The organism is Bacillus sp. 0209A (genome assembly GCF_036765095.1).
GTDB lineage: Bacteria > Bacillota > Bacilli > Bacillales > Bacillaceae > Bacillus > Bacillus subtilis_G.
In genome coordinates this window covers 751,213-769,427 of sequence record NZ_JBAIZV010000002.1, presented here as the reverse complement: position 1 = coordinate 769,427, position 18,215 = coordinate 751,213, and the positions used below count along the sequence as shown (strand labels likewise).

Sequence of the window (18,215 nt, the reverse complement as noted above, 5' to 3'; positions counted from 1 at the left end):
TGGCATTTTTGTATGAATACTGGTTACTTTACTACATTTTTCTTTTATAATAAAACTATTAGTCTATTTTCCCTATATTACAGGTAAAGGAGTTATTTTATGTATTGTCCTCAATGCGGCCATCAAACAGATGGCGGAAAGTTTTGTGAGAAATGCGGATCACCGCTCCCCGGTCAGTCAGGCCAGCAGCAGGCAGCTCAAACTGGAGCCGCTGCAAAGCAAGCGGCAAAACAGTTCGGTTCATTTGTTTTGGCCGTCCTGAAACGCCCTTATCAGGAATGTAAAACAACGGGCGGCGAACAGCTGGTCAGCGCGATTATTACGATGGTTCTGTTCAGTTTGCTGACCCCTTTGATGTTTTATATTCTTTTTTCAGACGGTCCCGGCAGCGTAAGCTTTACAGCAATCTTTTTAGAGCCAACCATTTATTTTGCCCTGTTTCTTTTCTTTTTGCATGCATTGATCTTTTTCGCCTTGAAAATCGCGGGAAACCAAGTATCTTTCAAAGATTCATTTTCCAGATTTGGCGCGTTTCTCATTCCGTTTACAGCTATTTTGGTTCTTGCCCTTTTATTCTTTTTATTGCATACAGACATTTGCTTTACCATATTAGCCGTTGGTTTAATTGGCGCATTCTTCGCCATTCCTCCTGCGATGCTGAGCAGTTACCAGCATTCATATAAAGGAAAGATTGATATCATTTACTCAACGATTGTGATTTATCTGATCACCTGCGTTACATTCCAGCTTATGATCGAACACTATATGAAAGAGATTTTCCGTTACATATTCTTTTAAAAAACAACCCCATCACCTGCTGGTGATGGGGGTTGTTTTTATTGAATAGACGTTAAGTAAATTCTTCCGTTCTTCACTGTGCCTGTGTAGGTCCAGTTATAGGTTCTCAGTTTGGGACTGCCGCCTGATTTTGTGATATAGAATTCTTCATATGTCTTAATCGTGATCGCGGATCCATTTTGACTCCAGCTTTTCACTTCATAGTTATTAAAGTCTTCCGTTGTCCCCTCTTTATTTAATTTTGTTACGAGATGCTGCTGGTCGGAATAAAGAGAACTGCCTTTTTCAAGGCTGTCTTCCATCAGCGAGAATTGATTTTGATTTACCGCATCTGCCTGGCTTTGCAAATAACTGCCCATAAATAATGTCACTTGTTCATCTGTCACATTACCGCTTGCAGAGCTTTCACTGTCTTTGTTTTTCGAGCCTTCCCAGGCGGACGCGTACGTCTCCGGCTTATCATTTTTGATTTTCTTTATATTTGTTCCGGCCGATTCGAATGTTGATTCTGCTTCTTCAAAAATCCACTTTTTCTGTTTTTTATCATATGAAAGGAGATATTCGTAACTCGGACTGTCATCAGTCATTTCGGATTTTGTATAGTCGTTATACGAAGAAGACTGGTGCAGTTCTTTTCCTTTTACTGATACCTGCCACGTCCCGTCGTTTTTCTGAGAAAGAGCGAATGTATCCAGATTAAAATCAGTTTCTAAATATTTATCTTTTAAGTAAGAATTCGTGTATTTCATAGAATCGACGGTATCCTTCGCCTGTGCCTTCCATTTGGCGCTCGCCTCTGTCATCTGGGCTGTATTCCCATCTGATAGCGCTTTGGAATACTGTTTAGTTGTTTTGACAATCGTGTTCATAATCGTTTCCTGTGTGTCTTGATCAGGAATTAACGTGATCTCCATTTCTTTATGGTCGATTGGCACGCCCGCTGTTTTGGTTTTTCCCCACGGAAACTCTGCTTCGACCGCAGCCGTCATGGACCCGTCTGTCAGAAGAGGGCCGTATGTGACGGATTTGAACGGGTCTTTATGAATCGACTTGCCGTTAATCAGCAAGTCTCCCTTCCCGCTCTTGATGTCATCCGCTAAGCTGAATGTCACATCGTCTGCTTCCAATGAGAGATCAACACGAAAGCTGTTATCGCCAACAGCCTGAATGTCTTCCTTTTTCACGAGATCGACGACATCGTTTTTCAGTTTGGCAGAGACGGTATATTCGCCGGGAATGTACGGCCCGAGGGTTTGTGCTTGATCCGCTTTCTTTACCGTTCCGGCATCCTCTTTATTCACATATAGATCGGCATTTTTATAATTGCTGGTCACTTCAAAGTAAACAGGTGCTATCTTTAAATCATAATGGTCAAATACGAGCAAGCTTCTCCCGTCTTTCTCCGCGTATACGATATCTTTTTGAACTGTTTCAGCACGCAGCGATGCAAAAAGCTCATCTTTTTTGTCAGGATGGTCCTTCAAATACGCAAGAAACGGTTCTACATTCTTTTTAGTCAGTTTAAGCTTGTCATTTACCGGCGTAAGGAGGGACGCGATTTGATCTTGATCCTCATCCTTTACAGCCTGTTCAAACTTGTCGACTAATCTATCCTTTGAAGTAAAGTACGCTCCGGTTTTATAGGCGGCGAATAATATAACGCACGCAGCGGCAATGCTGCTCCATAACACGATGGTTTTCTTAGGGATTGGTTTTCGCGGAGCCTGCCTCGTTTCAGCAGCGCTTGCTGTTTCTTTATGTGCCTGTCTGCTGCTCCCTCCGATCGGGGTGCCGCATTCTTTACAATACTTGGCTCCTTCTTTATTTTTTTGACCGCATTCCTTACAAAACATGTGACGTTCCTCCTATTTATGATCCACTATTTTGTACATATTTCCTATGTTACATATTTTATAATAGAATGGTATGAAATTGGAGGAAATCATGAAAATATCTCTATAAACATGTGAAAAGGTGGAATGATGATGCAACAGCTCACCATTCAAAAAGCGAAAAACTATGATCATGCGCTGTACGAGCTTCTGCTGCTCGCCGATCCGTCAAAAGAAATTGTTGATGAATACCTAGCCAGAGGAGAATGCTACACCGCTTATATATCGGGTAAATTAGCTGGTGTATACGTGATGATCACAACTAGACCGCAAACCGTAGAAATCGTTAACATCGCAGTAAAACAATCAATGCAAAAACAGGGCATTGGCAAGCAGCTTATCCGCGATGCCATCGAAAAAGCAAAACATATGGGGGCAAAGGTGATTGAGATTGGCACGGGAAATTCCAGCATCCATCAGCTTTCTCTTTATCAAAAATGCGGATTTCGCCTGCAGGCGATCGACCATGATTTTTTTATCAGACATTATGATGAGGAGATCTTTGAAAACGGCATTCAATGCCGTGATATGGTGAGGCTTTATTTGGATCTCTAAAAGCACAAAAAAGCCGCCGAGAGATATCTCGGCGGTCATTTTATTACTTGTTCAAGTTGTAGAAAGTGTTAATACCGTGATATTGAGCAGTTTCAGCCAACTGATCTTCGATGCGAAGAAGCTGGTTGTATTTCGCAACACGGTCCGTACGAGACGGAGCACCTGTTTTGATTTGTCCTGCATTTGTTGCCACAGCGATGTCAGCGATTGTGCTGTCTTCTGTTTCACCAGAACGGTGAGAGATAACAGCTGTGTAGCCTGCGCGTTTCGCCATTTCGATCGCATCGAATGTTTCAGTCAATGTACCGATTTGGTTTACTTTGATCAGGATAGAGTTGCCTACGCCGTTTTTGATGCCTTCAGCCAATTTTTTCGTGTTTGTAACGAAGAGATCGTCACCAACAAGCTGAACTTTGTTGCCAAGACGCTCAGTAAGAAGCTTGTGGCCTTCCCAGTCGTTTTCGTCAAGTCCGTCTTCGATAGAGATGATTGGGTATTTAGAAACCATTTCTTCGTACCAGTCAACCATTTCAGCAGACGTTTTCACAACGCCTTCGCCAGACAGATGGTATTTGCCGTCTTCTTTGTTGTAGAACTCAGAAGATGCAGCATCCATTGCAAGCTTCACTTCTTCGCCAGGTTTGAAGCCGGCTTTTTCGATTGCTTCAACGATTGTTTGAAGCGCTTCTTCGTTAGAACCAAGGTTTGGAGCAAATCCGCCTTCATCACCTACAGCTGTGTTCATTCCTTTAGCAGAAAGAACTGATTTCAGGCTGTGGAAGATTTGAGCGCCCATGCGAAGTGCTTCACGGAAGTTAGGAGCACCTACAGGCATGATCATGAATTCTTGAATATCCACGTTGTTGTCAGCATGCTCTCCGCCGTTGACGATGTTCATCATCGGTACAGGAAGCGTTTTTGAGTTGAATCCTCCAAGGTATTGGTAAAGAGGAATCTGTAAGAAATCAGCAGCTGCGCGCGCACAAGCCATAGATACGCCAAGGATCGCGTTCGCACCAAGTTTGCCTTTGTTTTCAGTACCGTCAAGCTCGATTAAAAGCTGATCAATAGCGTTTTGTTCAGTTACATCAAAGCCAAGAAGCTCTGGAGAAATGATTTCGTTTACGTTGTTAACAGCTGTTAACACGCCTTTTCCAAGGTAACGGTCTTTGTCGCCGTCACGAAGCTCAACTGCTTCGTATTCACCTGTAGAAGCTCCGCTTGGCACTAATGCGCGGCCAAAAGCTCCTGTTTCTGTATATACTTCAACTTCAACTGTTGGGTTGCCGCGGGAGTCTAATACTTCGCGTGCATAAACATCAACAATGTATGGCATGAGTTTTGTCTCTCCTTTTGATTTCAAATTATTTTTGAATTAACGATGTTCCTGTCATTTCTTTCGGTTTTTCAACATCGAGAAGGTCTAATAACGTTGGTGCAAGGTCGCCTAGGATTCCGCCTTCACGCAGCGTGATGCCTTCTTTCGTCACAATGACAGGGACTGGGTTTGTCGTATGCGCAGTGTGCGGATCGCCTGATTCTGTAATCAGAATGTCAGCATTACCGTGATCAGCGGTAATGATCGCGTGTCCGCCTTTAGCGATAATCGCGTCAACGACTTCGCCTAAGCATTCGTCCACTGCTTCAATTGCTTTAATTGTTGGTTCAACCATTCCGGAGTGGCCGACCATATCAGGGTTTGCGAAGTTAAGGATAATCGCGTCATGCTTGTCATCTTCAATTTCTTTGACAAGCGCGTCCTTCACTTCATACGCACTCATTTCTGGCTTTAAGTCATATGTGGCAACTTTCGGCGAGTTGATGAGAATGCGCTCTTCACCCGGGAATTCAGCTTCACGGCCGCCGCTCATAAAGAACGTGACATGCGGATACTTTTCAGTCTCTGCAATTCGAAGCTGTTTTAATCCATGTTGAGATAATACTTCTCCGACTGTGTTATCAAGATTTATCGGTTTAAACGCTACATATCCGTCAACTGTTTCACTGAAGTGAGTCAGGCAGACGAAATGCAGGTTCTTCGGATAATTCTCGCCGCGATCGAAGTCACGGAAGTCTTTGTTTGTGAACGTGTTGGAAATCTGGATGGCGCGGTCCGGTCTGAAATTATAGAAAATCACAGAATCGCCGTCTTGGATTGTCGCAACAGGCTCACCGTTTTCTTTTGTGATAACGGATGGAATCACGAATTCATCATAGATTCCGTTCGCATATGAATCATCAACAACATCCATTGCACTGCGGTAGGTCGGGCCTTCGCCGTATGCCATTACGCGGTACGCTTTTTCTACACGGTCCCAGCGTTTGTCGCGGTCCATTGAGTAGTAGCGCCCGGAAATGCTGGCGATTTCTCCGACACCGATTTCCTCGATTTGTTCGTTCAGCTGCTTAATGTACGTCTTCGCTGTTTGCGGACCAACATCACGGCCATCAAGGAAACCATGGATGTAAACCTTTGTCAGCCCTTCATTTTTCGCAAGCTTTAACAATGCGAACAAATGATTGATGTGGCTGTGCACGCCGCCGTCTGATAAAAGGCCGAACAGGTGCAGGGCTTTGTTGTTTTCTTTCGCGTTGTTAATCGCGTCAAGGAATGTTTGGTTGCGTTCGAACTCTCCCTCACGAATGGCAACATTTACGCGTGTTAAGCTTTGATACACAATACGGCCCGCGCCGATATTTAAGTGACCCACTTCGGAGTTCCCCATCTGTCCTTCAGGAAGGCCTACAGCCTCGCCTGAAGCAATCAATGTTTGATGAGGATACTGATTCCAGTAGCGGTCAAAATTCGGTTTTTTCGCTAAAGCGACTGCGTTCCCTACTGTTTCGTTTCGTAATCCGAACCCATCAAGAATGATGAGTGCAGCTGGTTTTTTACTCATATTGACCTTCCTCCAATAATTGAACGAATGACTGTGGCTCAAGGCTCGCGCCGCCGACCAAAGCACCGTCAATATCGGACTCTGCCATATATTCTTTAATGTTTGCAGGCTTTACGCTTCCGCCATATTGGATGCGAAGCTGGTCTGCAATTTCTTGGCTGAAGCTTTCAGCGACGGTTTTACGGATGTGCGCACACACGTCGTTTGCATCTTTCGCTGTAGAAGATTTGCCCGTTCCGATTGCCCAGATTGGCTCATACGCAATAACAGAAGCAGCAACTTGTTCTTGAGAAAGACCAGCAAGGCCTTTTTTCACTTGGTCAGCAACAAGATCATTTGTTTTTCCGGCTTCGCGCTCTTCAAGCGTTTCACCCACACAGATGATCGGCACAATGCCGTGTTTGAAAGCAGCGTGTGCTTTTTTGTTAACTGTTTCATCAGTTTCAGCGAACATTTCACGGCGCTCAGAGTGGCCGATGACGCAGTAGTCAACGCCAAGGTCTTTTAGAGCAACCGGGCTGATTTCGCCTGTGAACGCGCCGCTTTCCTCGAAGTGCATGTTTTGAGCGCCGACTTTAAGGTCAGTGCCTTTAACAGCAGAAGTAAGCTTTTCTAAGAAAAGCGCTGGCGCGCAAACAACAGCTTCCGCTTTGTCTGCTGCTGGAATGGAAGATTTTACTTCTTCAACGAAGCTGACAGCTTCGCCGAGTGTTTTGTTCATTTTCCAGTTACCGGCGATAATTGGTTTTCTCATCTGTTCCACTTCCTTATAGCAGTTTTAAGATTATTTATCGTTCAGTGCAGCTACCCCTGGAAGCTCTTTGCCTTCCATAAACTCAAGGGACGCGCCGCCGCCTGTTGAGATGTGGCTCATTTTGTCAGCAAGGCCGAATTTTTCAACCGCTGCCGCTGAGTCTCCTCCGCCGATGACAGAGTATGTATCTTTCGCCTCTGCCAATGCTTCCGCAACCGCTTTTGTTCCTTGTGCGAACAAGTCGATTTCGAATACGCCCATCGGTCCGTTCCACACGACAAGTTTGCTGTTTTTAATGACGTCAGCATACGTTTCGCGTGTTTTCGTACCGATGTCGATTGCTTCTAAATCACTAGGGATTTCAGAGATCGGCACCATTTTCACGTTTGCATCGTTAGAGAAATCATCTGCAACGAGTACATCTTCAGGCATGTAGAAGTTCACGCCTTTTTCTTTCGCGCGGTCCATAAATGACTTCGCAAGCTCGATTTTATCCTCTTCAAGAAGAGAATTACCGACTTCATAGCCAAGCGCTTTTACGAATGTATAAGCAAGACCTCCGCCGATGATCAGGTTGTCCACTTTATCAAGAAGACTTTCGATCACTCCAATTTTGTCTTTTACTTTCGCTCCGCCGATGATCGCCGTGAACGGGCGGTCAGGGTTAGAAACCGCTTTTCCGAGTACATCAAGCTCTTTTTCCATTAAGAAACCTGCAACTGCTGGCAGATGCTCGGCAATTCCAGCTGTAGATGCGTGAGCACGGTGGGCAGCACCAAATGCGTCATTTACATATACATCTGCAAGCTCAGCAAATGCTTTTGCAAGCTCAGGATCATTTTTCTCTTCACCAGGGTAGAAGCGTACGTTTTCCAATACAAGAACGTCTCCGTCCGTCATGTCGGAAACTTGTGCTTTTACAGCATCGCCGTAAGCTTCATCCGCTTTTTTCACTTCTTTGCCAAGCAGTTCGCCGAGACGTGCAGCGACAGGAGTTAAACGAAGCTCCTCAACCACTTCGCCTTTCGGGCGGCCTAAGTGGCTCGCGAGAAGGACTTTCGCGCCTTGGTCTGCAAGGTGTTTGATTGTTGGAAGCGCAGCACGGATACGTGTATCGTCTGTTACTTCCCCGTCTTTCATTGGAACGTTAAAGTCAACGCGGCAGAATACAACTTTGCCTTTTACGTCGATGTCTTTGAGAGTTTTCTTATTCATGCCTAGGAGATCCTCCTTCAAAGTGGTTTGCATACAGCACGAAAAACGTGAAACCGTCTGGTCAAGCGATAACGCCGCTAGGGCAGATCACAGTCTTTTTCGGCACAGGGCAGTTCGTCTAAAAGCCAGGGCAGCGGCCTTAGGCGAAAGCGCCGGCAAAGCTGCAAAAAACGCGGCCGTTTCTCTGTCACAGAGCGTTTTCTGAAAGCCGGTCTTCATGGAAAAAGGGAAAGGGAGTCCGTCCCCTTCCCTTGTCCGCTTTCATTATAGCGCTTCTATTCAAAAGAACCAAGTCAGGTCCTTTTTTCAGCTATAAATTAAAGACCTTTTTTTGCGATGTAAGCTGCAAGGTCAACAACGCGGTTAGAGTAGCCGCTTTCGTTATCGTACCAAGAGATTACTTTTACCATGCTGCCTTCCATAACCATTGTAGAAAGGGCATCGATTGTAGAAGAGTTTTTGTTTCCGTTGTAGTCGCCAGAAACTAATGGCTCTTCGCTGTAGCCAAGGATTCCTTTAAGATCTCCTTCAGCCGCTTCTTTAAGAGCTGCGTTTACATCTTCAGCTGTTACTTCTTGGTTCAGTTCAGCAACCAAGTCAACTAGAGAAACGTTTGGAGTTGGAACACGCATTGCTCCACCGTTCAGTTTGCCTTTTAGTTCAGGAAGAACTAGAGAAACTGCTTTAGCAGCACCAGTTGATGTTGGGATGATGTTTTCAGCTGCTGCACGCGCACGACGGTAGTCTTTGTGCGGAAGATCAAGGATTTGCTGATCGTTCGTGTAAGAGTGAACAGTTGTCATCATACCGCGTTTGATGCCGAATTTATCGTTAAGTACTTTTGCAAACGGCGCTAGGCAGTTTGTTGTGCAAGATGCGTTAGAGATAACATCGTGGTTAGCCGCATCGTATTTATCTTCGTTAACACCCATAACGATTGTGATATCTTCTTCGTTAGCAGGAGCAGAGATGATTACTTTTTTCGCTCCAGCTTCTAAGTGTTTCGCAGCGTCTGCGCGTTTTGTGAAGAAACCAGTAGATTCAACTACGATTTCAACGCCTTGTTTGCCCCAGCTAAGTTTAGCAGGATCGCGTTCTGCAGAAACTTCAATTGTTTTGCCGTTAACAACAAGGTTGTTACCGTCAACTGAAACTTCAGCGTCTAATTTTCCGTGTACAGAATCATATTGTAAAAGGTGAGCCAGCATGTTAGCATCTGTTAAATCGTTAACCGCTACTACCTCAACTTCAGGATTTTTTAATGCTGCGCGGAATACGTTACGTCCAATACGACCAAAACCGTTAATACCGACTTTTACTGCCATGATTTGTTTCCTCCTTTAAATAAGTGAGAGATATTTATATTGAGGGATTATTCATCCCTTAATAACTTCTTTGCGGCCCCTTCGTCTGTGACGAGAACCGTGTCGCGGGGCTTTTTAAAGTAAGCCTCGATCGCCCCGGCTTTTGATGATCCGCCCGCTACCGCAATAATATCGGGGATGGCGTCTATGTCATCCAGCTGCATTCCGACAGAATGCACTTTGTGGACCACTTCGCCGTCCGCGTTAAAATAGTAGCCAAACGCTTCTGTGACAGCGTCATTATCATCTATTTTCTTTAAGTCTTCTAAAGGTGTGTTTCTCCGCTGAGCCATCGTTTTAGCTTCACCGATTCCGTGAACCAGCATACTCGCCGATTTGATCGTGTTCAGCACCTCTTTGACAGAAGGCTCTTCAATAATAGATGAATAGGCGCCTTGTGACAGCTGTCCCGGAACAAACAAAAGCCGGTAAGTGCCTGAAGCCTTTTCCGCCATATGCGCGCATATGGTGTTCGCCTGATTTTTCACGTCTTCGCCTAAACCGCCTCTTGCAGGCACAAACAAAAGCTCGCGGTTTTTAGAATCCGGCGTCATCATTTCAGCCACAGCTTCAATTGTCGTACCGCCAGTTACAGCGACGATATTTTTGCCTGAAAATCTTTTTTTCATACATGCGACAGCTGCTCTTCCCATTTCTTTTTTGACCCATGGGGATTGATCACTGTCTCCGGACACGATAATGGCATCCTTTAGATTTAAACGTTCTTTTAATGTCTTTTCCAAAAGAGTCAAACCTAAAACATCTTTCATCGTATCTTCCAAAACCGAAAGCAGTTCATAGCCCTCTTCTGTCAAGGTCATGCCGTTTGTTTTAATATCGACCAGGTTCTGTTCCTTTAAAAACTGAACCTCGCCCCTCAACACACGCTCGCTGATCTCGAGACTGGCAGACAGGCTTCTTCGCCCGATGGGTTCCGTCAGCCTGATATACTGCAAGATTTCAAACCTCTTTTGCATAACGAGCAGAAGATCAGGCAATAATTTTTTTTGAGCTTGTATTAACTGGTTCATGACTCAAACGTTCCTTCCTTTTTTTGCTGGACATTATATGTCCCGCTATGACAAAAAACGTCCCATCATAGCCAAAAAAAATTACTTCTGCTTTCTTTAATTATTTTAACAGGGTGAAATTGTTTATTCAACTGTTAAGAGCTAATTCATCGACAATATTCGCAGAGTTTTCATGCAGCGGTGTTTATCCAGCTATATTTTTTCCTATATATCTTTATCTTATACAGAAAACGCCAAAAGGTGCATCCCAACATAAACAGCCCTTCCAATCGAAAGGGCCTGATCCTTTAAAGCGTTTTCATTTTATCCAGAGCTTTTCAATTTCTTCGAGCGATTTGTTCTTCGTTTCCGGGCAGATCGTAACGACAAACAGGAAGCAAAGGATGTTAATCACCGCAAAAATCCAGAATGTATAGGCGAGTCCGAATGAGTCGATCATCATCGGTACAAACTGTCCGATCGCCCAGTTTGCTCCCCATAAAAAGATGGTCGCAATGCCTGCGGCCCGCGCACGCAGATGGTTCGGGAAGATTTCAGAAATCATAATCCATGTGATCGGCCCTACAGATACACAAAATGCCGCCACAAAACCTAAAATAAAGAAGATCAGCATAAGTCCGCTTGTTAACTGAAAGTAGAACGACGTTCCGATTAAGATCATAAAAATAGCCATAAAAGCAGATCCGATGGACATCAATTTTTTTCGTCCGACTTTATCAATCAACAACACCGCAATAACGGTAAAAATAACTTCTACAACACCGACGATACAGGTTGCCACAAATCCGGCGTTTTGACCGTATCCCATCATTTTAAAGATTTCCGGCCCGTAGTAAGTAATCGCGTTCATGCCGATGACTTGGTTAAACAACGCCAGCAGGATTCCAATGACAAGCGCCTTTCTGAGACCCGGCTTGAACAGCTGGGACAGCGACCCCATTTGTTCTATTTTTAAAGAGTTCTCAATGTTCTTTAATTCTTCTTTTGCGACTGTTTCTCCATTAATACGTGTCAGTATCTTTAACGCTTCTGTTGTTTTGCCCGCTTTCGCCAGCCATCTCGGGCTTTCCGGCACGACGAGCAATACGAGGAAAAAGATCACGGACGGCACCATTCCATAAGCGAGCATCCATCTCCAACCGGTGTGCACGCCCCATTCGTATGTTCCGGACCGCTGCACAGCGAGATTAATAAAGTACGTAGCGGATATACCCAATATCGTAAAGAGCTGATATAAGGAAGAAAGGCTTCCGCGTATGGCAGGCGGCGCCGCTTCTGTAATATACGTAACAGAGAGTGATGAGCCCATCCCTATTCCGAGGCCTCCGATAACCCTTGCAATGATTAAGGTCGATACGTCTTGTGATAACGCTGAAACGATGGCTGATATCGCAAATAACAAAGCAGCTGTCATTAAAATTTTTCTTCGGCCGAACCTGTCGCTTAAAAATCCGGATATCCCGACGCCCGCAACTCCTCCGATCATAATGCTGGAAATCACGAGTCCTTCCATAAACGGAGTGAGGCTGTATAAATCTTTCAGAAAACCGATGGCGCCTGAAATCACTGCCGTGTCATAGCCGTACAGTAAGCCGCCAAGTCCCGCCGCGCATGAGATTAAAATGACAAATCCCATTGAATGGCCTCTTGTTACAGGAGCATTTGGTTCTAATTGAGTTGGAGTATTCTTCATTTCCCTGCCCTCCCGAATGTTAAGTAAAGCGTTTACATTTACTTCTGTAATTGTACGTACTTCTATTAAAATTTAACGAAAATTTCATTTAATTAGTACGTACAAATATAGAATAATCCTGTTTGTATTTTCTGTCAATGTTTTATTACAAAGAACGCTGTGATATACTAAAATTTGTCCGTATACATTTTGGAGGAATAGATATGTTACCAAAATACGCCCAAGTAAAAGAAGAAATCAGTTCATGGATTAATCAAGGCAAAATTCTGCCCGATGAAAAGATCCCTACCGAAAACGAATTAATGCAGCAATTCGGCGTCAGCCGGCACACCATTCGCAAAGCGATCGGAGACCTCGTATCACAAGGTCTGCTGTACAGCGTGCAAGGCGGAGGAACCTTTGTCGCTTCACGCTCTGCTAAGTCAGCGCTGCATTCCAATAAAACGATTGGCGTTCTGACAACCTACATATCAGACTATATTTTCCCGAGCATCATTAGAGGAATCGAGTCTTATTTAAGCGAGCAAGGATATTCTATGCTTTTGACAAGCACAAACAACAATCCGGACAATGAACGAAGAGGATTAGAAAATCTGCTGTCACAGCATATTGACGGACTTATTGTGGAACCGACAAAAAGCGCCCTGCAAACCCCCAATATCGGCTACTATCTGAATTTAGAGAAAAACGGCATTCCTTTTGCGATGATTAACGCGTCATACGCCGAGCTTGCCGCACCGAGTTTTACCTTGGATGATGTGAAAGGCGGCATGATGGCGGCGGAGCACTTGCTTTCTCTGGGCCACACGCATATGATGGGTATTTTCAAAGCTGATGACACACAAGGTGTGAAGCGGATGAACGGGTTTATACAGGCGCACCGGGAGCGTGAGTTATTCCCTTCACCGGATATGATCGTGACATTTACGACCGAGGAAAAGGAATCGAAGCTGCTGGAGAAAGTGAAAGAGACGCTGGAGAAAAACAGCAAAAACATGCCGACTGCTATTCTTTGCTATAATGATGAAATTGCACTGAAAGTGATTGATATGCTTCGGGAAATGGATATCAAGGTGCCGGAGGACATGTCCATCGTCGGATATGATGATTCCCATTTCGCGCAAATCTCCGAGGTGAAATTAACCTCTGTGAAGCATCCAAAATCCGTGCTAGGAAAAGCGGCTGCGAAATATGTCATTGACTGCTTAGAGCATAAAAAGCCGAAGCAAGAGGATGTCATATTTGAGCCTGAGCTGGTCATTCGCCAGTCGGCCAGAAAACGGAATGAATAAAAAAGCAATGTACGGGTCTCCCCGCTGCATTGCTTTTTTTATGGCTGTTATCTGTTTTTCCAAACGTCTGCGATGATTTCAAACGAACGCATTCTGTCTGCGTGTTCATAGGTTTCTGAGTTGACCATTATTTCGTCCGCCTGTGTCGTTCTGACAAAGTCTTCAAGCTTCGCCTTCACTTCTTCCGGACCGCCGACAATCGTCGAGCTCAGCTGTTCATTGACCATCGCTTTTTCATACGGACTCCAGATTTGATCCATGTCTTCTACAGGCGGCTTCAACTGGTTCGGCGTGCCGCGGACGAGATCAAGAAATCTTTGATAATGTGAAGTCGCAAGGTGCTGCGCTTTCTCGTTTGTATCTGCCGCGATAATGGTGACGCCTACCATTGCATACGGTTCATCAAGCACGTCTGACGGCGTAAACGAATTGCGGTACAGCTCTAAAGCTGGAACTGTATTCGCCGGCGAGAAATGAGCGGCGAATGCAAACGGAAGGCCTAGTTCGCCTGCGAGACGGGCACTGAAGCCGCTTGAGCCCAGCAGCCAAATCGGCACATCTATGCCCTCTCCCGGAATAGCGCGGACTTGATTCCGCACATTTCCTGATGGTTTAAAGTAATTGCGCAGTTCCTCTAATTGTTCCGGGAAATCTTCACCGCTGTTGATGTTTCTGCGAAGCGCTCTTGCTGTCAATTGGTCTGTTCCCGGAGCACGTCCGAGCCCCAGATCAATCCGCCCGGGATACAGCGTTTCCAGTGTGCCGAATTGCTCGGCAATTACTAGAGAAGAGTGGTTCGGCAGCATAATGCCGCCGGAACCGACACGGATTTTCTTTGTGCCGCCGGCAATATGGCCGATCAGAACCGCGGTGGCAGAGCTTGCGACACCTTCTATATTATGATGCTCAGCGAGCCAGTAGCGATGATAGCCCCATTCCTCCGCACGGCGCGCCAAGTCCATGCTGTTTCGGAATGATTCAGCAACCGTTCCTCCCTGAACAACCGGAGATAAATTCAAGACAGAAAGCAAGGTATCTTTGCGTTGGTTGTTAGACATATTGTTCTCCTTTGCAAATGTGTTATCAGTAAACAGCCTCAAGCTGTCAAGTATGAATGAAAGGACTTCTCTCACACCATAACACAACTGCTTTCAGGAATAAAAGAATTTGATTCGATGAAATTCGAACAATTTAAAACGAACGGTTTGCCCCGTTATTCTGCCCCAAACAGGTTCTGGGCCATATCAATGAATAGTTTAGCCGCTAGAGAAGCGTCCTTTAGCGACGGAACAGCGAGCTGCACATCACGGTACACCTGCGGGTCCAGATCCCGCGTCACCACATGCTCCGGCAGCGGCATGCCCGACATGGACATTTCTGATAAAATCGCCAGGCCCAGTCCCTCTCTGACCATACTGATCGAGGTGTTCATGTTATAGACTGTGAAAGCGGCGTTCAGCGTAGCACCCGCCTGCCTGAACATCTGGTTAAAAGGCGATTCATAGCCGCCGTCACAGACGATTATCGGTTCATGATCAAGATCTTTCAGCGTAATGGCTGGACGGCTGCAAAGCGGGTGATCATCCCTGAGCACGACGGCCATTTTGTCTTTTTTCAGATGAATGTACTCCATCTCCTCCGTTGGATACAGAAGAATGCCGACATCTATCATTCGCGTGTGAAGCCACTCCTTGACTTCATTTACAGTTCCTTCGTGCAGCACGAGTTCCAGTTTCGGGTATTTTTGTTTAAACTCACTGATCAGCTTCGGCATAAAATAAGCCGAGGCAGTTGAGAATGTGCCGATATGGACCGTTCCCAGTTCTAGCCCTTTTTCCGCGGCTGCGACTTGCTCAACTTTTTCAACGCCTTTCAAGACTTCTCTGATGTGGACTAAGATCTTTTTACCTGTCTCGGTCAGCATCAGGCCATTCCGGCGGTCACGGATGATCAGCTTTACGTCAAGTTCAGCTTCAATCGCAGAAATCGCATGGCTGACAGCCGGCTGTGTCATGTTCAGCGCCTGCCCCGCTTTTGTAAAGCTTCCCGTTTCAGCTATTTTCACGAAAACCCTTAATTGTGTAATAGTCATAACAATTTACTTATGCTCCTTATAAAAAAGATTCATTTTATTTATCTTATATTCTACAGTATCATAATGGAAAAGTTCTACAAGGAGTGATTGAAATAGTGAAACAGCTCTCAAAAACGCGGACAGCGCTCCTGCTCGCCTTTCTCGTCATCATGTGGGGCATCAATTGGCCGCTGTCCAAAGCAGCGCTCTCCTATTCGCCGCCGCTATTGTTCGCGGGCATCCGGACGCTGATTGGCGGGATTTTATTAGTCATTGTCGCACTGCCGCGTATTCATAAATTGCGTTTTAAAGAAACGTGGCCGATTTATCTTGTTTCTGCATTTTTAAATATTACGTTATTCTATGGCCTGCAAACGATCGGGCTGAATTACCTTCCGGCCGGTCTGTTTTCCGCAATCGTCTTCTTTCAGCCGGTGCTGATGGGCGTGTTTTCTTGGCTGTGGCTCGGTGAATCGATGTTTGCAATGAAAGTGATCGGGCTGATCCTCGGTTTTGCGGGAGTAGCTGTCATCAGCGCCGCGGGTTTTGGCGGGCATATTTCTGTCATTGGGGTTCTGCTGGCCCTCGGCTCCGCACTCAGCTGGGCGTTAGGAACAGTATTTATGAAAAAAACAGGCAGCCGCGTCGATTCCATCTGGATGGTCGCTTTGCAGCTGACGATCGGAAGCGTGTTTCTGCTTTTATCCGGATTTTCGACAGAAAGCTTTTCGGCGATACAATGGACAGTTCCGTTTATCACCAGCCTGCTGTTCATCTCTGTCTTCGTTATCGCACTCGGCTGGCTTGTCTTTTTTACGCTTGTCGGTTCAGGGGAAGCAAGCAAGGTCGCTTCCTACACTTTTTTGATTCCGCTCATTTCGATCGTGGCCAGCTCCATTTTCCTGCATGAACCGCTGACCTTAAGCCTCTTGGCAGGGCTGCTGCTGATTGTAACGAGTATCTGCCTCGTGAATTCAAAATCAAAAGCACAGAAAGCGGCGGCGATTGGTGTAAAAGAGAAGGCTGCACAATAGTAAAAACCTCTTGTCGGATGTGACAAGAGGTTTCTTATTTACTGATGCTTACGTCCTTTGATCAAATACACAATCGTAATCAAAAGATAGATCGCCGCAGTAATGCTGGTCATCACAATTGACGTTGTCATAATGACTCCAATCAGAATAGCGAGTAATGCCAGAATCGCAAACCATGTCGTGTATGGGAACAACTTTACATAATAAGCCGGTGTTTCTGTTTGGTATTTTCTTGATTTCAAATGGGCGAATCCGATGATCAGCCAGATGAATAATACGGTATATCCCAATGACCCCATTAAGTAATTAAACGTTTGGCTTCCCGCGAACAGAGAAATCAATACGCCAATATATAGGGAGGAAGTGCACATCAGAATCGCAAACATCGGTACGTTTTTCGATGAAAGTTTCGAAAAGATTTTCGGGAGCCTTCCGTCACTTGCCTGTGTATACAAAATGCGGGACGACCCGTATAAACCTGAATTCATTGAAGAAATGATCGCAAGCAGGATGACTGCGTTCATGATATGATCCGCACCCGGAATGCCTACCATTTTAAAGACCATGACGAAAGGACTTTCCGGAACGGAGTTGACTTGATTCCATGGAATCAGGCTGACAATGATAAAAAACGGCAGCAGATAGAACGTGACAATCCGTGTTAGAGTGCTGCGGACAGCTTTCGGGACAACCTTTTCAGGATTTTTTGTCTCAGCAAGCGTTACACCAATAATTTCTGTACCGCCGTAAGAGTAGATCACGACTAGCATCGCCGTAATCAGCCCTGTGCCTCCGTTCGGGAAAAATCCGCCGTGCTCTGTCAGGTTTGAGAACCCGGCAGCTGTATGATCACCGAATGATACAAATAAGAGCAACAATCCTAATATAATAAAAATAATAATAACGGTAATCTTGATCATCGCCAGCCAATATTCGGTTTCGGCGAAGATTTTAACAGAAAGCAAATTCACAACCGTGACAATAAGAGATATCCCTAATGCCAGGACCCAAATCGGGCAGCCCGGCAGCCAATATTGAATAAAGATCGCAGCGACAACAGCTTCAGCCGCAATGTTGAGCACCCACATTTTCCAGTATATCCAGTCCAAGAAATAAGCAGCGTAATTTCCTAATACCTGCTGGACAAGATCCCGGAAGGTTCTTGCGTTTCGGTTGCGCACAGCCATTTCCGCGAGCCCCTGCATAATAAACAGCAAAATAATACCGCCGAGCAGGTATGCGATAATGACAGATGGCCCCGCCACATCGATCGCCGAACTGCTCCCTTTAAATAAACCTGCGCCGATTGCTCCGCCCAGCGCCATCATCATAATATGGCGGGACGTCATCGTGCGCTTTAACGTCTGATTGTCTTTTTTCATCCTCTACTACCTCTCCTTCTCGTTTTCAAAAACAAAAAAGCCCGCCGCCTCTTATCTAATAGATAAAGAGACGACGAGCCTTAGGCTGACCGCGGTACCACTCTTGTTGATTCTTATGAAGAATCCAGCTTTTGACCTGTAACGAAGGTTAGCCGTTAAAACATGGGGAATATTCAATCTATTCCGTTTCGTCTTACCACTCCCGGGCGAGTTCAAAGAAAAATCAGGCTG

15 protein-coding genes and 1 other annotated feature (1 of these 16 running past the window's edge) are annotated in these 18,215 nt (G+C 45.4%); of the genes, 4 read left to right on the top strand and 11 right to left on the bottom strand.

Annotation, left to right across the window (positions count from 1 at the left end; translation table 11 throughout):
• Window positions 1–99 precede the first annotated feature (99 nt).
• The gene (locus V6D44_RS09050) at window positions 100–798 is read left to right on the top strand and encodes a zinc ribbon domain-containing protein (RefSeq protein ID WP_087991165.1); all 699 of its coding nucleotides are present in this window, start codon (window positions 100–102) and stop codon (window positions 796–798) included.
• A 38-nt stretch (window positions 799–836) separates the two neighbouring features.
• Here V6D44_RS09050 and V6D44_RS09045 read toward each other — a convergent pair whose 3' ends face one another.
• Entirely contained in the window at window positions 837–2,651 is a 1,815-nt protein-coding gene (locus V6D44_RS09045) for a zinc ribbon domain-containing protein (RefSeq protein WP_202328016.1), read from the bottom strand.
• Window positions 2,652–2,777: 126 nt separating this feature from the next.
• On the opposite strand from V6D44_RS09045, the gene V6D44_RS09040 reads away from it, so the two are divergent.
• The gene (locus tag V6D44_RS09040) at window positions 2,778–3,245 is read left to right on the top strand and encodes a GNAT family N-acetyltransferase (RefSeq protein WP_202328015.1); all 468 of its coding nucleotides are present in this window, start codon (window positions 2,778–2,780) and stop codon (window positions 3,243–3,245) included.
• A 43-nt stretch (window positions 3,246–3,288) separates the two neighbouring features.
• On the opposite strand, the gene eno is transcribed toward V6D44_RS09040, so the two are convergent.
• The 7 genes from eno to araE form a co-directional block, all read right to left on the bottom strand.
• Entirely contained in the window at window positions 3,289–4,581 is a 1,293-nt protein-coding gene (gene eno / locus V6D44_RS09035) for a phosphopyruvate hydratase (RefSeq protein WP_289348218.1), read from the bottom strand.
• 28 nt (window positions 4,582–4,609) lie between these two features.
• A complete protein-coding gene (gpmI, locus tag V6D44_RS09030; protein ID WP_333516418.1) occupies window positions 4,610–6,145 on the bottom strand; it encodes a 2,3-bisphosphoglycerate-independent phosphoglycerate mutase in 1,536 nt (511 codons plus the stop codon).
• Window positions 6,138–6,899, bottom strand: coding sequence for a triose-phosphate isomerase (tpiA, locus tag V6D44_RS09025; RefSeq protein WP_289348219.1), 762 nt, complete (start codon window positions 6,897–6,899; stop codon window positions 6,138–6,140). Before tpiA ends, gpmI begins: the two co-directional genes overlap by 8 nt.
• A gap of 30 nt (window positions 6,900–6,929) precedes the next feature.
• Entirely contained in the window at window positions 6,930–8,114 is a 1,185-nt protein-coding gene (locus V6D44_RS09020) for a phosphoglycerate kinase (RefSeq protein WP_148962756.1), read from the bottom strand.
• Between the two features lie 317 nt (window positions 8,115–8,431).
• Window positions 8,432–9,439: a type I glyceraldehyde-3-phosphate dehydrogenase gene (gap, locus tag V6D44_RS09015; RefSeq protein WP_087993478.1), complete on the bottom strand. Its 1,008-nt coding sequence runs from the start codon at window positions 9,437–9,439 to the stop codon at window positions 8,432–8,434.
• Window positions 9,440–9,486: 47 nt separating this feature from the next.
• Window positions 9,487–10,509, bottom strand: a complete 1,023-nt coding sequence (gene cggR, locus V6D44_RS09010; protein WP_202328012.1) for a gapA transcriptional regulator CggR — start codon at window positions 10,507–10,509, stop codon at window positions 9,487–9,489.
• 298 nt (window positions 10,510–10,807) lie between these two features.
• Window positions 10,808–12,202, bottom strand: coding sequence for an arabinose-proton symporter AraE (gene araE, locus V6D44_RS09005; RefSeq protein WP_087993480.1), 1,395 nt, complete (start codon window positions 12,200–12,202; stop codon window positions 10,808–10,810).
• Between the two features lie 203 nt (window positions 12,203–12,405).
• Between araE and araR the strand changes: the two genes are divergently transcribed.
• Window positions 12,406–13,494 (top strand): arabinose utilization transcriptional regulator AraR, encoded by a 1,089-nt coding sequence (araR, locus tag V6D44_RS09000; RefSeq protein ID WP_141113428.1) that lies wholly within the window; start codon window positions 12,406–12,408, stop codon window positions 13,492–13,494.
• A 47-nt stretch (window positions 13,495–13,541) separates the two neighbouring features.
• Here araR and V6D44_RS08995 read toward each other — a convergent pair whose 3' ends face one another.
• Both V6D44_RS08995 and V6D44_RS08990 read right to left on the bottom strand, forming a co-directional pair.
• On the bottom strand, window positions 13,542–14,552 hold the full coding sequence (locus V6D44_RS08995) for an LLM class flavin-dependent oxidoreductase (protein ID WP_289348223.1): 1,011 nt from the start codon (window positions 14,550–14,552) through the stop codon (window positions 13,542–13,544).
• 155 nt (window positions 14,553–14,707) lie between these two features.
• Complete coding sequence (locus V6D44_RS08990) at window positions 14,708–15,586, bottom strand: LysR family transcriptional regulator (RefSeq protein WP_333516417.1); 879 nt, start codon at window positions 15,584–15,586, stop codon at window positions 14,708–14,710.
• 98 nt (window positions 15,587–15,684) lie between these two features.
• On the opposite strand from V6D44_RS08990, the gene V6D44_RS08985 reads away from it, so the two are divergent.
• Complete coding sequence (locus V6D44_RS08985; RefSeq protein WP_333516416.1) at window positions 15,685–16,602, top strand: DMT family transporter; 918 nt, start codon at window positions 15,685–15,687, stop codon at window positions 16,600–16,602.
• A gap of 38 nt (window positions 16,603–16,640) precedes the next feature.
• Here the strand turns inward: V6D44_RS08985 and V6D44_RS08980 are convergent, their stop codons facing one another.
• Window positions 16,641–17,984 (bottom strand): amino acid permease, encoded by a 1,344-nt coding sequence (locus V6D44_RS08980; protein ID WP_087993484.1) that lies wholly within the window; start codon window positions 17,982–17,984, stop codon window positions 16,641–16,643.
• A gap of 63 nt (window positions 17,985–18,047) precedes the next feature.
• Window positions 18,048–18,215 (bottom strand) — a binding site (T-box leader); it runs 66 nt beyond the window's last position.